Annotated in this window: 13 protein-coding genes and 2 pseudogenes; 5 read left to right on the top strand and 10 right to left on the bottom strand. The window is 69.1% G+C overall.

Annotated features, from left to right (window positions below):
- Positions 1-184: 184 nt before the first annotated feature.
- Entirely contained in the window at positions 185-418 is a 234-nt protein-coding gene (locus ACWC2B_RS30305; RefSeq protein WP_450722148.1) for a hypothetical protein, read from the bottom strand.
- A gap of 424 nt (positions 419-842) precedes the next feature.
- On the opposite strand from ACWC2B_RS30305, the gene ACWC2B_RS30300 reads away from it, so the two are divergent.
- Complete coding sequence (locus ACWC2B_RS30300) at positions 843-1,649, top strand: phosphotransferase (protein WP_450722146.1); 807 nt, start codon at positions 843-845, stop codon at positions 1,647-1,649.
- Here the strand turns inward: ACWC2B_RS30300 and ACWC2B_RS30295 are convergent.
- Together ACWC2B_RS30295 and ACWC2B_RS30290 are read right to left on the bottom strand one after the other, a co-directional pair.
- The gene (locus tag ACWC2B_RS30295; RefSeq protein WP_450722144.1) at positions 1,620-2,093 is read right to left on the bottom strand and encodes a transposase; all 474 of its coding nucleotides are present in this window, start codon (positions 2,091-2,093) and stop codon (positions 1,620-1,622) included. The genes ACWC2B_RS30300 and ACWC2B_RS30295 overlap by 30 nt on opposite strands.
- A gap of 107 nt (positions 2,094-2,200) precedes the next feature.
- Positions 2,201-2,383, bottom strand: a pseudogene (locus ACWC2B_RS30290) (helix-turn-helix domain-containing protein); the annotation flags it as partial.
- Between ACWC2B_RS30290 and ACWC2B_RS30285 the strand changes: the two are divergent.
- Positions 2,297-2,548, top strand: coding sequence for a hypothetical protein (locus ACWC2B_RS30285; protein ID WP_450722142.1), 252 nt, complete (start codon positions 2,297-2,299; stop codon positions 2,546-2,548). The pseudogene ACWC2B_RS30290 and the gene ACWC2B_RS30285 sit on opposite strands and share 87 nt — an antisense overlap.
- A 228-nt stretch (positions 2,549-2,776) precedes the next feature.
- On the opposite strand, the gene ACWC2B_RS30280 is transcribed toward ACWC2B_RS30285, so the two are convergent.
- The 3 genes from ACWC2B_RS30280 to ACWC2B_RS30270 form a co-directional block, all read right to left on the bottom strand.
- Positions 2,777-3,958 (bottom strand): GTP-binding protein, encoded by a 1,182-nt coding sequence (locus ACWC2B_RS30280; protein ID WP_450722140.1) that lies wholly within the window; start codon positions 3,956-3,958, stop codon positions 2,777-2,779.
- Positions 3,959-3,963: 5 nt separating this feature from the next.
- A complete protein-coding gene (gene rpmF, locus ACWC2B_RS30275; protein ID WP_450722138.1) occupies positions 3,964-4,134 on the bottom strand; it encodes a 50S ribosomal protein L32 in 171 nt (56 codons plus the stop codon).
- 848 nt (positions 4,135-4,982) lie between these two features.
- A complete protein-coding gene (locus ACWC2B_RS30270) occupies positions 4,983-5,951 on the bottom strand; it encodes a permease (protein ID WP_450722194.1) in 969 nt (322 codons plus the stop codon).
- Positions 5,952-6,117: 166 nt separating this feature from the next.
- Here ACWC2B_RS30270 and ACWC2B_RS30265 point away from each other — a divergent pair, with 166 nt between their 5' ends.
- Positions 6,118-6,507, top strand: coding sequence for an ArsR/SmtB family transcription factor (locus tag ACWC2B_RS30265; RefSeq protein ID WP_450722136.1), 390 nt, complete (start codon positions 6,118-6,120; stop codon positions 6,505-6,507).
- Here ACWC2B_RS30265 and ACWC2B_RS30260 read toward each other — a convergent pair.
- Complete coding sequence (locus ACWC2B_RS30260) at positions 6,494-8,068, bottom strand: outer membrane protein assembly factor BamB family protein (protein WP_450722134.1); 1,575 nt, start codon at positions 8,066-8,068, stop codon at positions 6,494-6,496. The genes ACWC2B_RS30265 and ACWC2B_RS30260 overlap by 14 nt on opposite strands.
- A 702-nt stretch (positions 8,069-8,770) precedes the next feature.
- On the opposite strand from ACWC2B_RS30260, the gene ACWC2B_RS30255 reads away from it, so the two are divergent.
- Both ACWC2B_RS30255 and ACWC2B_RS30250 read left to right on the top strand, forming a co-directional pair.
- A complete protein-coding gene (locus ACWC2B_RS30255) occupies positions 8,771-9,166 on the top strand; it encodes a VOC family protein (RefSeq protein WP_450722132.1) in 396 nt (131 codons plus the stop codon).
- Positions 9,167-9,277: 111 nt separating this feature from the next.
- Positions 9,278-9,457: pseudogene (locus tag ACWC2B_RS30250) on the top strand (helix-turn-helix domain-containing protein); the annotation flags it as partial.
- Positions 9,458-9,680: 223 nt separating this feature from the next.
- Here ACWC2B_RS30250 and ACWC2B_RS30245 read toward each other — a convergent pair.
- The 3 genes from ACWC2B_RS30245 to ACWC2B_RS30235 all read right to left on the bottom strand — a co-directional run bounded on the left by ACWC2B_RS30245 (position 9,681) and on the right by ACWC2B_RS30235 (position 12,618).
- Positions 9,681-10,712, bottom strand: coding sequence for a LacI family DNA-binding transcriptional regulator (locus ACWC2B_RS30245; RefSeq protein WP_450722130.1), 1,032 nt, complete (start codon positions 10,710-10,712; stop codon positions 9,681-9,683).
- A 77-nt stretch (positions 10,713-10,789) separates the two neighbouring features.
- On the bottom strand, positions 10,790-11,626 hold the full coding sequence (locus ACWC2B_RS30240) for an ATP-binding cassette domain-containing protein (RefSeq protein WP_450722128.1): 837 nt from the start codon (positions 11,624-11,626) through the stop codon (positions 10,790-10,792).
- Positions 11,623-12,618, bottom strand: a complete 996-nt coding sequence (locus ACWC2B_RS30235) for an ABC transporter permease (RefSeq protein ID WP_450722126.1) — start codon at positions 12,616-12,618, stop codon at positions 11,623-11,625. The genes ACWC2B_RS30240 and ACWC2B_RS30235 overlap by 4 nt, the downstream gene beginning before the upstream one ends.
- Positions 12,619-12,662 lie beyond the last annotated feature (44 nt).

The following is a 12,662-nucleotide window of genomic DNA, read 5'->3' as shown; positions in this document are numbered from 1 at the left end:
CTCCGGACCGTGCACGGTGCGCGGTCCGACGACGGCTGCCAGGAAATGCCGTCGGCATCCGGCCACGGCCTTGGCGCAGCGCGGCGCTGCCCGTCTCCTCTACGAGGAGACGGCGTGCTTCGAAAAACGCGGTGCGCCATCCCTCTGAGGTCGTCGAACGCGAGAGCCGACGCGTCTATACCGCCTACCGCAGCGACTTGGAGGCACTGGCCCAGGAGATCGTGGGCAGCGCGGTCCTGGTGGGCGCCACCACCAAGGAGATCCGCCCGATCTGCGTGCAGGACTTTCTGGCGGGCAAGACCGGCGGATACGCCCCGCCACGGGCTTGGTCGATCTCCTGCTGGACCGCCCTGAACTCGACGCCAAGCGGCGCCGCGCGATGGCTGCCACGGAGCGGCTCCTCGCATTGCAGTGACATGGCATTGAGGCAGACCAGAGGACCGGGGCGCTCATCGCTGAGCGCTCCCCAAGGCTGCGGATCATCCTGCTGAACGAGGGGAAGCTGCTCGGCCAGCCGGTTGAATTCCCGCTTTGGCGGGCGGTCCGTCCGCTCGCCACGGTCATCGACTTCACCGCCTATGAGTCGCCGGCGCGGCTCATGCGCAGCTTGGCGAAGCTCGCTCAACGCAATGACCCGCCGTTCTGGAAATGCGGCCCATCTGCATGATCTCCGAGCGGTGGCCACGGGCCATGCTCTACGGACAAGGCGTTGTCGGCGTCAGAGGCTAAGCGGGTTGGTCGAAGTCACGTGCTGATCCTTTCGGTTGCCGAGGCGCCGACTTGGGGTGGAGGCGCAGGGAAATAGGGCTGCACGGGCGGTCGGGCTGCGATAGAACCGGCCCATGGATGAGCAGCGTTTGCCCGGAGGCAGGACGGTGGGGGCGGTACGCGTTGGTGACACGGTCCATCGGCCCGTGCGGCCGTGGACGCCTGCGGTGCACGCGGTGCTGCGCCATCTGGAGGCGGTGGGGATGGATGGTGCGCCCCGGGTCCTGGGAAAGGACGAGCAAGGCCGTGAGGTCTTGACCCATCTCGACGGAGAGACCGCGGGTGAGGAACTTCCCTGGCCTGCCTGGGTGTACTCGCCGACCGCGCTGGAGGCCGTGGGGAGGTGGGCCCGGCGACTGCACGACGCGACGGAGTCCTTTGTTCCGCCATCGGATGCGCGCTGGCTCGCCGGGCAGAGGTGGCGGCCCGGCCTCGTCATCGGTCATCACGACGCCGCTCCTTGGAACGTGGTCTGGCGCGACGGGAGCCTGGTGGGCTTCTTCGACTGGGACACCGCGGGACCTTCGACGCGGGAGTTCGACCTGGCCTTCATGGCATTGACATGGGTTCCGCTGCACGCGCGCAGTTTTGCCGAGCGGACCGGTTTCACCGCGTTCGAGGACCGGTCCCGGCGCCTGCATCGGTTCCTCGAAGCCTACGGATACGAAGGCGACCGCTCGGCATTCGGAAAGGTGGTTGCTACGCGGGCCCGGACCAACGCGGAAGTCATCCGGTGCATGGCCGCCGACGGTGATCCCGTCTACATGGCGCTGGAGCCGGTTGCCGCGGAACTGCACCAGGCTGCTCTCGAAGTCGATGCACTGCCCGCCGCCTTCTGGCGTCCGACACACTTAAGCGGCTTCGACGCCGTTCGGTACTGATCCTCGGATTCGGTCGCGGTGCCGCGGCATGGCCCGGTCGACAACCTTGCCGATGGCGTCGATGCTGGTCTGGGTACGCGTTGGGTAGCCCTGGTACTTCGCCTGGCGCCAGACCAGTTCGATGTCGTTCAACTCCGGTCTGTATGGCGGCAGATAGAACAGTTCCACCCCGATCTTCACCAGTTGGCGGCGGCGTCCTTTGAACGCCTTGGCCACGTGCGCGGAGGCGTTGTCGAGCACGACGGTGCACGGTCTGCGTCGTTTCCAGACCGGCATGACGTCGACGCTGAGCCCGTCGGCGGCCAGATCCAGCACCCCTGCGCCGCCGTCCAGCCCCGCCAGGCGGACAAGGACGAACTCCAGCAGCACGTCGGCATCGATCTTCCCACTGGTGTGCTGCCACAGAAGGTCCGGCTCGGTGCCGACGATCTTCGTGCCGAGCACGTTGACCCGGCGGTTTCGGGTGTCCTCCTTGGGCGCTGCGGCCCGCTGTCCGACAGGGCCGGGGCGCTCCAGGTGATCCCGGCCCCGGCGGACTCGTCCAGCAACTCGGCCAGCGCGGCCCGGTCGCCGGGCCCGAGAAGCCTTGCTGGCCGACCCGGGCGCGAGGCATCGGGTAACGCCGCGATCCCGCCGTCCACGAAGCGGTGGACCGCGGCACGGACGGTGACCGGACGGCACTCCAGCAGATCGGCAACCTCGGCCGTGGTCCTGCCGCGATCGAGGAAGCGGATGCACTCGGCCCGCTGCCGGGTGTAGCCGGTCAGATCGCGGCGGGCCAGCAATGCGTGCGGGTCACGGCGCTGATCGTCAGTCAGCTCGACACAGAGGCTCCTCGGCATGGCATCCCTCTCAAAGAACGCCTACCCAACGAACCCAATTTCGCCGGATCCGCTTAGCTGGCTCCATGCGGGTCGATCGCACGGACTTGACCGGTGTCGACGCACTCGAAGCGGGTGTCGAGACCGGTGCAGATCTCCATCATCCGCGCGGCCATAGAGGGGGAGCAGCGGGGTCTTCTGGATCGCGCCCACGCGTACGACGTGCGGCGTCCTGACGGCCGCCTGGATGAGTGTCGTACCGGGCCGGGCGGTGCCGTGGCTGCGACCACCGCCCGACCCGGGGTTTCAGGGGCCCGCGACGAGTGAGGGGTGCTCGTGCTCGCAGGTGTCGTCGATGCCGTAGGTGTCCCAGGCGGGGAACGGGTCCACGGGCGGCGTGCTCTCGCCGCCCGCCATGAGGCAGTCGGCCAGGGCCGCTTGCAGGGCGTCCGCATTCAAGTCCGTACCGATGAAGACCAGCTCCTGAGCCTGGGGGCTCTCGGTGTCGCGGGCGGTGGAGGGTTCGAAGCGGGCCACGGAGCCGACCTGTGACCACAGGCCCGTCACATGCGGGCGGCTGGCCAGGGTGAAGAAGCCCTTGGAGCGCAGGATCTGCCCGTAGGTTCCGGTGTCGAGCTCCTCGGTCACGAACGTCCACAACCGGCCAGGATGGAAGGGGAGTTGGGAGCGGAAGACGGCGGAGGAGATGCCGTATTCCTCCGTCTCGGGTACGTGATCCCCGTTGAGTTCCATGACCCAGCCCGGCGCCTGCTGGGCCCGCTCCAGGTCGAAGAGCCTGGTGCCGAGGACGTCGCCGAGAGGTACGCGGCCGTGGGTGGCGGGGACGATCCGTGCGGCCGGGTTGAGGCGGGCGAGGGTTGCCCGCAGCCGGTCGGCGGACTCGGCGTCGACCAGGTCGAGCTTGTTCAGCACGAGGACGTCGGCGAACTCGATCTGGTCCATCAGCAGGTCACTGACGGTGCGTTCGTCGTCCTCGTACTGGTCCAGGCCGCGCGCGACCAGTTCGTCGCCGCTCGCCAGCTCGGGCAGGAAGTTCGCCGCGTCGACGACCGTGACCATGGTGTCCAGGCGGGCCAGATCTCCGAGCGTGGCCCCGTCGTCGCGGGGGAACGCGAAGGTGGCGGCCACCGGCATCGGTTCGGAGATGCCGGACGACTCGATCAGGAGATAGTCGAACCGCCCCTCACGAGCCAGCCGGTCAACCTCCTCAAGGAGGTCGTCGCGCAGGGTGCAGCAGATGCAGCCGTTGGTCATCTCCACCAGCCGCTCCTCGGTGCGCGACAGGGCGGCCTCACCGCCCCGCACCAGGGCGGCGTCGATGTTGACCTCGCTCATGTCGTTGATGATGACGGCCACCCGCAGGCCCTCGCGGTTGCCGAGGGCGTGATTGAGCAGCGTGGTCTTGCCGGCGCCGAGGAAGCCGGACAGAACGGTGACGGGCAGCCGGCCGAGGCGGTCGTAGGTCACCGTGCTCAGCCTCCGGGGCGCAGCAGGCCGCGCTCGTACGCCTTCACCAGCCGCTGCGGCACCAGGTAGGACGTGCCGTCCACGGTGATCGGCACCAGCTGCGGTGTGGTGGCTTTCCACTGCGCCCGGCGGTGACGGGTGTTGCTGCGGGACATCTTCCGCTTGGGTACGGCCATGGGGGTCTCCTGGGTGGGGTGGGTCGACTGCGCCGAGGCTATATGAAAATGGATTCCATTACCAAGTGCCCTGCCCCTCGGGTCCTGGCAGCCGATCCGCCCGGTTGGTACGAGCAAAGGCAACCCGGAGCGGCAACAGGTGAGCATGTACTTCTCGGCTGTCGTGTGCGGCTGCCGGCCCTCGGTCGAGTTCGCCATGAGCGCGAGCGGAGGTGCCTCATTGGGTGGCCCTCGCAGAACGGTCCGTCCCGGGTCTCCTGCGCCCGCGCGGCATTGATCGACGGGCGCCGGGGCACGGAGCGCCCAACCGCGGCCTGGGCAGAAGAGGCACGGGCGGCTGTCCCAGCAGGAGTGCGATGAGTACGGCTTCAGCGCGTTCGTCAGGCGGCGTGACCGCCCTGCCCGATGCCGCCCGGGAGTTGGTGTCGGCCGAACGCTGTCTCGCCGCCTCCCTGGACACTGGCGCCCGGAACACGGTGATCGTTGCCACCAGCCCACCAGCCCACCAGCCCACCAGCCCACCAGCCCACCAGCACATCGCCTCGCCTTGGCCGAGACGGCGGCGGGGAACGCGAGCACCCAGGCGATGCGCGGGCCGGTCGTGTGAGTGTGACTGTGCCCGTGGTCGTGCGGGTCCTCGTCCTCGTCCCCGTCTTCACCCTTGTCCGGCGCCTCCCGTGCGGACCTCACACCCGCTGTCGCCCCCAGCAGGACGAACACCGCCCCGGACGCGATCAGATACGGCCGCAGGCTGGGCTGTACGTAGCGCAGGTACAGGGCGCTGAACAGCGAGATCCGCAGTACCGCGGCGCCCAACAGGAGCATCAGCACGGCCGGCCCGTAACGCCTCACAGCAGCCACCATCCCACGAGCACACTGCTCACCACGGCGACCATCCAGGTCACCGACGAGAACCGGACGGCGAAGGCCCGGCCGAACGTGCCTGCCTGAAGGGCGATCAGCTTCAGGTCGGCCATCGGTCCGACAGCCATGAAGACCAGCCGAGCGGTCGGTGGGAACCCGCTCAGCGACGCGGCCACGAACGCGTCGGCCTCGCTGCACACGCACAGCACCACGGCGAGCAGCGCCAGGAGCGGGACGGACAGCCAGGTGGATCCCGTGAAGACGTCGAGGACCGAGCGCGGCACCGCGATGTTGAAGGTCGCCGCAGCCGCCGAGCCGAGCACGAGGAACCCTCCGGCGTGCAGGAAGTCGTGCTGCAGCCCGTCCGTGAAAGCCCCCGCGCGGAAGGTCCCGGACCCTGTTGTACGAGTCTTCGGCAGCCGCAGCCACTCCTGGCGTCCGAAACGCGCCCACAGCCAGCCCATCACGACGGCCGTGGCGAGGGAGACCACGAGCCGAGCCCCCACCGTCAGCGGCTGCCCGCGGAACGCGATCGATGTGGCGATCAGGACGACCGGGTTGATCGCGGGCGCGGAGAGCAGGAACGCGAGCGCGGCGGCCGGGGCGACCCCGCGGCGCATCAGACCGGCGGCCACCGGCACGGACGCGCACTCGCACCCGGGCAGCACCGCACCGGCCGCGCTCGCGACCGGCACGGCGAGCGCCGGGCTGCGCGGCAGCAGTCGGCTGAAGGCACGCTCGGGCACGAGGGCACCGATCGCCGCGGAGACGACCGTGCAAAGCAGCAGAAACGGGACGCCTTGGACGACGACGGCCGTGAAGAGCGTCCACCAGGCCGCGACGGGTGGGGTGTAGAGGTCGAGCGCGAGCGCCGGCCCGAGAACGCCGGCGACCGTGACGATCGCGCCGGCCGAGGCTAGCGCGAGGCCGCCGAGAACGGCGTACCCGAGCATCCGCCCCACGAGCCGCCCGGCACCGGCGAGCCCACCCCGGCCCTGCGCATACTCCTGCTCGCTCACGCCACTCGCTTCGCTGTACGACACCACGGACGCGCCGCACCCCTAGCGAAGGATGCTGTGCCTGCGGGCCGGGCCCCGGACAGCACAAAGTCGTCAGCAGATGGCGATTCGCACTCGCAACGTCCTGGCGATCGTCTCCGGCTCGCCGAGCCCTGTCGAGGCCGACCCGGAGAAGGCCCTCGACCACTTGACGCGCGGGGTGCCGCAGCTTCGGGCTATCGCGTGCTTCAGACGAAGGCAAGCGCGCGGTGCGCGACTCTGGTGCCATGCCCCAGAGCGAAGCGGTCCTACTAGTTGCGGCACAGGCGCCCTGCAGGCCCCGGACGCCGCCCGGCTCGCCGAGGCATCCGGCGTCTTCACCACGCTGGCCGACCCGACCCGGCTGCACCTGCTGTGGCTGCTCGCCCGCCAGGAGGCCGACGTCACGTCACTGAGCGAGCGGTGCGGGGCTTCGCGGAGGTGTGGGTGTGTGGTGCTCACGGGAGGCTGAGGGGGCGGTAGGCGATGATCCGGCTGCCGGCGGAGACGTACACGGTGTGGTTGGCGATGGATACACCGTTGCTGGCCAGCGCGGCCACGGCATCACTCGCGCCGTCGGCCGCCAGTGGTCGGCGCAGGACCTGGATCCCGGTCACCGTGTCGTAGGCGTCGAGGAAGCCGGCCGAGTCGGCGGTGTAGGCGACCCCGTCCGCGACGGCGACCGGCTGGTAGTGGATGCCGTCCGCGACGGGCGAGACCCAACTGGCTGTGCTCGCGCCCGGTTTGAAACCGACCATCAGGGTGCCCGGGGCGACGTCGGCATACACCTGGCCAGCCACGGGGTCGTAGGCGGTGGAGGCACCGTTGCAGACTAGACAGCCGACGCCGAGCAGGACGCGGCGCTCGCCTTCCATCGAGTCCGCTCGCACCACGTGGTAGACACCCGACTTCTGCAGCTCGCCGACGAGCAGTTCGCCCGTCGGGCTGCGGAACAGGTTCGGCGCCCCGCCGAAGTCCAGGTCCTGTTGCAGGCAGGCAATGCTGTCGCGTGCTTCCTGGAGCGGTGGCAGGAACGGCGGGAACGGCAGGAGGGGCGGGTTCTCCGGCAGAAGCATGCACGTCGGCCGCGTCAGATCGCGCACGATGGGGGCGTACTGGTCGATGAGTCCCTTGTAGGAGGCGACGATGCTGGCGAAGGTCGGCCTGTCCGGGGCCAGGTCGATCTTCAGGATCGCGTTGGTCCGCGGGTGCTCCTTCTGCTTGCTGAACGGGTTTCCGGTGCCGACGTAGGCGTATCCGGTCGCCGTGTCCACCGCGGGGGTGCTCCATATCCCGCCGCCCGCGTAACCGGCCGCCCGGTCGGCGTCCGGAATCGTGTAGGTGTGCTTGAGGAGTTGGCCGTCCGACTCCCGAAGGACAGTGAAGCCGCCCTGGCCGGTGGGGACTCCCTCGGGGCCGGAGAAGCCCATGATGATGGCCCCGCGGTACACGATCGGGCTGGCGTTGGTGTAGGCGCCGGGCTGCGAGTCCAGCGGTGGGCTCTGCCACAGCCGGCTCCCGGTCTTCGCGTCCAGCGCCAGCACATACGGCCCGCCCAACTTGTTCACCGCTACGAACACCTGCTGCCCGTCGACGGCGATCGTCGAGACGACCACGCCGGACCGGGTGCCCGTCTCGGAGACGGGCAGATCGATGTGGGTCCGCCACACCAGGCTGCCGGTTTCCGCCCCCAGGGCGACCACGTCGCCGGCCGCGTCACCGACAAAGACGCATCCCCGCGCGACGACCGGCGTGCTCGCGATGTCCTCGTAACCCACCACCTGCGTTCGGTTGCCGGTGTCGAAGACCCAGTGTGGCGCGAGCGTGGCGGCCTTTACCGGTGGTAGACCGCTCTCGTTCTGCTGCGTTCGGGTGTTGGAGTAGTCCCTCCCGTACATGGGCCAGTCGCCGCCGGGTGTCACCGGGGCGGAGCATCCCGGCGCGATCGGCGCGGCCGGCGCCGGGGAGGCCGGAGCACTGCTCAAGGTGACGGCCGCGGCCACAGCGATGACAGTTCTGACGAGATACCGCATGACAGTCCTCCTGATGAGAAGGAGCGGTGGTGTGATGATGCGTCGGGTGTACACGTCCGGGCCCTGTGCGACGGCGCCGGAGCACCGCTGGGCCACCACCCACGGTCAACTCGATGGGGAGATGGCAGGAGCACCGAGGCGACGTCGGATGTCCGACCATGCCTCCTTCTGCCGCGACGGTTGCTGGATTCAGGCGTTTTCTGAGCGCGCGGCGTGAGGGGAGTGTCCACCGACAGGTCAGATATGGCCATACAGGTGACTAGGCGCGTAGTTGCGCGAGGCAGAGCGCGCCTCGGCCAAGCGCCGAACAGTGCGGCATACACGTGACGGCGAACACGCAGAGTTCCCCGCGTGCCGAACATGCCTCCTGCGGCGCGGACTCATATGAGACAGCGCGGCCGCAACGGCGGCACCACGCTCCGTGCCGACCTGACAGGCACCCCCGCCGGGACCACGTGGGTCCCAGGGCCTGTTGCGCCCGCACCTTGGTGAACCATCAATCTCACGACGACGGGGCAATAGAAGGCGGGGGCGTCTTGGCCGGGAGGTTCACCCGATGGGTGAGCAACGGACGGTCGTGCGGACCGCTACCAGTTCGACGAGAACTCGCACTGCGACGAGGACTGGTACTGACCTAATTGTTGTCTACGGTCATGGCGTCGACCGTGATGCGCTATCGCGGCGAAGGAAGGGAGAGCATCCATGTTGCGAGGGCTTGCCACCGTCAGTTTCTGGACCGCGGATCTGGCGGCGGCGAAGAGCTGGTACACCGAACTGTTGGGTGTGGAGCCGTACTTCGAGCAACCTGGGTATGCCGAGTTTCGTCTCGGTGACTACCAGCACGAGCTGGGGTTGATCGACAGCCGCTACGCGCCTGCCAGCTCGGGCCCCTGGCAGGGCGGTGCTGTCGTGTATTGGCATGTGGACGACGTGAGCGCGGCTCTCGAAAAGCTGCTGGCCATGGGGGCGAAGGAGTACCAGCCGCTCACGGACCGCGGCGCGGGGTTCGTCACCGCCGCCGTGACCGATCCCTTCGGGAACGTCCTGGGTTTCATGCACAACCCGCACTACCTCGATGTGCTGGGCACGCGCCGGTGACAACAGGGGGTACGAGGCTGTCTCCGGCCGGTCCGTGACATGAGATGGGGCGCACGGGTTGGGTGAGTTGTGAAGCTGACCTGGGCCCGTACGGCCTGCTGCCATCCTTGGCTGCTCTTCACCGACCGGCTCGCAGCCACCCTCGTCCACCTGCGGCTGGGGATGCCGCACGCGGCCCTGGCCGAGCTGTTCGACGTGGACCGTTCCACGGTCTCTGCCGCGATCCGCGAGGTGCGTCCCCTGCTCGCGGCCCGGGGTTTCGCCGTCCCCGACCGCCCCGGCCTGCGCATGCCGTGCTCAGCGGCGCGCAGTCCCCGTGCCTTCGGAGCTGGTGACACCACCCCCGGGCCATGCACTCGACAAGGGGAGGTAGTCATGCCAACTCCGAAGGCCGGTAACCCCGTTGCGGGGCTACGAAGACGGCAATGGGGGGCGGCGGCCGCTCTCCTGGGTGGACGGCCTTGGAGATCACGTCACATCTCCAGGGGCGGACGTCCGGAGTCCGCCGGGAGGATCAAGCCTCCTGCGGTGCAGGCGCAGGGTGCTCGCCCGATCCGCGGACGATCAGCCGGGTGGGAACGGTGATGGTGCGGGCGCGGGAGCGGTCGCCGTCGAGGCGGGCCAGGGCGGTGGCCGCTGCCGTTCGGCCGATTTCCTCGGGATCCTGGGCGACGACGGTCAGGGCGGGTTCGAGTGCCTCGGCGAGCGGGATGTCGTCGAAGGCGACGACGGCGATGTCCTTCCGCTTGCTGCGGGCGAGTTCGGCGACTGTGCCCAGCGCGACGATGTTGTTGCCGGCGAACAGGGCTGTGGGCGGATCGGCCAGGCCGAGCAGCCCGGAGGTCGCGGTCATGGCTCCCTGCTGGTCGTGGGCGTTGGTGACCAGCGCACGGTCGTAGGGCAGATCGGCCTCCTGCAGGGCCGTACGGTATCCGGCCAGGCGTTCGCGGCGGGTGTACAGCTTCACGGGCAGGTCGCCGACGAAGCCGATGCGCCGGTGGCCGTGGCCGATCAGGTGGGCGACGCCGTCATGGGCCCCCGCACGGTTGGAGCTGACGATGCTGTCTGTGGACAGACCGACTCCCGGACGGTCGAGGAACACCACGGGCAGTCCCGCCGCGCGGTGGCTTTTGAGGTGGGAGTGGTCGGCGCCGACGGACGGCACGATCATCAGGATGCTGACGCGGCGGGCGAGGAACTTGGACGTCAAGTCGCGTTCACGGTCGGGGTCTTCGCCGGACGAGCCCATGAGCAAGGTCAGGCCGCGGTCGCGGACGGTGGCCTCTATGCCGCCGGCCACGGCCCCGAAGAAGGGGTTGCCGAGGTCGGGGACAACCAGTCCGATGGTGGTGTCGGGTCCGCCGACGCGGATGTTGCGCGCCATGAGGTTCGGCTGGAAGCCGAGCCTGGCTACGGCGGTGAGAACCTGCTCCCTGGTTCGCGCGGAGACGGGTCCGTCCTCGTTGAGGACACGGGAGACCGTCTTGGCGCTGACCCCTACTTCTCGGGCGACATCGGCCAGGGTGGGGCGGCGGCTCGCTGCCATGGAGGAAAACGTCTCCTGGGGTGCTCCCGGGTTCCAGCCGCGGCCTCGGCCGGAACATGCGAGAGCTGGTCGTGCGGTCAGGTGGCCTGGACTCCCGCGGCCTTCGCCGCCTGGGAGTCCGCTACGACAGTACCGCCGGCCTCATCGAGGGTGAGTGCCCCGGTCATGATGGCGACGACCTCTGCCATGGAGTAGGCGGACGGCTTGATCAGGGCGGCGCGCCGGCCCAGCCGGTGGACGTGGATGCGGTCGGCGATCTCGAAGACGTGGGGCATGTTGTGGCTGATGAGCACAACTGGCATGCCCTTGTCGCGGACGCGGCGGATGAGGTCCAGGACCTGGCCGGACTCCTTGACGCCGAGGGCGGCGGTGGGTTCGTCCATGACGACGACGCTGCGGGCCCAGGCAACGGAACGGGCCACCGCCACGGCTTGGCGCTGACCGCCGGAAAGCGTCTCGACGGCCTGCGTGAGCGAGCGCAGGCCGATCTTCAGGTCGGCCATGTGCTCGGCGGCCTCCTGGCGCATGCGCTTCTTGTCGAGCATGCGGAAGACACTGCCGAGGACACCTGGGCGGCGCAGCTCCCGGCCGAGGAACATGTTCGAGGCGATGTCCATGGAGGAGGCCACGGCGAGGTCCTGGTACACCGTCTCGATGCCGTGCGCGCGGGCGCTCTGCGGGCCGGAGAAGGTGATGGGTTCGCCGTTCAGGCGTATCTCGCCGGCGTCGGGAACCAGAGCGCCGGTGAGCGCCTTGATGAGGCTGGTCTTGCCGGCGCCGTTGTCGCCGATGACGGCGAGGACCTCGCCGGGCAGCAGTTCGAAGTCGGCGCCGTCGATGGCGGTGACATGGCCGTAGCGCTTGACCAGGCCGCTGGCCTGGAGGACAGGCGTGGGGGGCGTGGTGGCAGTCATCGTGCCTTCTTCCGGGAGATCTGGTCGACGGTCACCGCGAGGATCACCAGCACGCCGGTGATCAGGGTCTGGTAGATGGAGGCGACGCCCATCAGCTGCAGGCCGTTGCGGAACACGCCGACGATGAGAACGCCGATGAACGTGCCCAGGACCGAGCCGCGGCCGCCGAAGAGGCTGGTGCCGCCGAGAACCACGGCGGTGATGCTGTCGAGGTTGTCGGTCTGCCCGGCCTGCGGGTCGCCGACGCCGGTGCGGGAAATCAGCAGCAGGGCGGCGACGCCGTACAGCAGGCCGGCCACGGTGTAGATGCCGATGGTCAGGCGGGAGGTGCGGATGCCGTTCAGCCGCGCCGCCTCCTGGCTGTTGCCCAGGGCGTAGACGTGCCGGCCCCAACCGGTGCTGCTCAGCGCGTAGGCGAGGAGGAGGAACAGCGCGATGGTGACCAGGGAGCCGTACGTGATGTCGGTGTGCCCGAGCGGGAAGGTCTGCCCGAGAGCCGTCAGCGGGCCGGGCAGGCTGGTGACGGTCTGCTCCTCGGAGTAGATGTGCGTCAGCGCGAACGCGACGTTGAGCATGCCGAGGGTCACGATGAACGGCGGCAGCGGGATCTTCTGCACCAGCAGCCCGTTGAGCAGGCCGAAGCCGCCGCAGACGGCCAGACCCAGCGTGATGGCGAGGAGCGGGGGCAGGGTTCCCTCGGCCGCCATCTTGGCCATCATGATGCTGCCGAACGCCATCACGGCACCGCACGACAGGTCGATGCCGGCGGTGAGGATGATCAGGGTCTGGCCGATGGCGAGCGTGCCGACCACCATGACCTGCTGCACGATCAGCGAGAAGTTCCCGCCGGTGAGGAACTGGTCGCTGGAGAGGGAGAAGAAGACACAGGCCAGAAGGAGGGCGGCCAGCGGGCCGGTGGTCGGTGCCGTGAGCAGTCTGCGGACCGTGGTCGGTGCCGTGAGCTCGGCGTACGGCGTCGTCGTGGCTGTCATACGAAGTCCTTGTCGGAAGACAGATGTCCTTGTCGTCAGGACAT

This window comes from Streptomyces sp. NPDC001415, from assembly GCF_053597395.1.
This window is presented reverse-complemented; position numbering and strand designations above follow the sequence as displayed.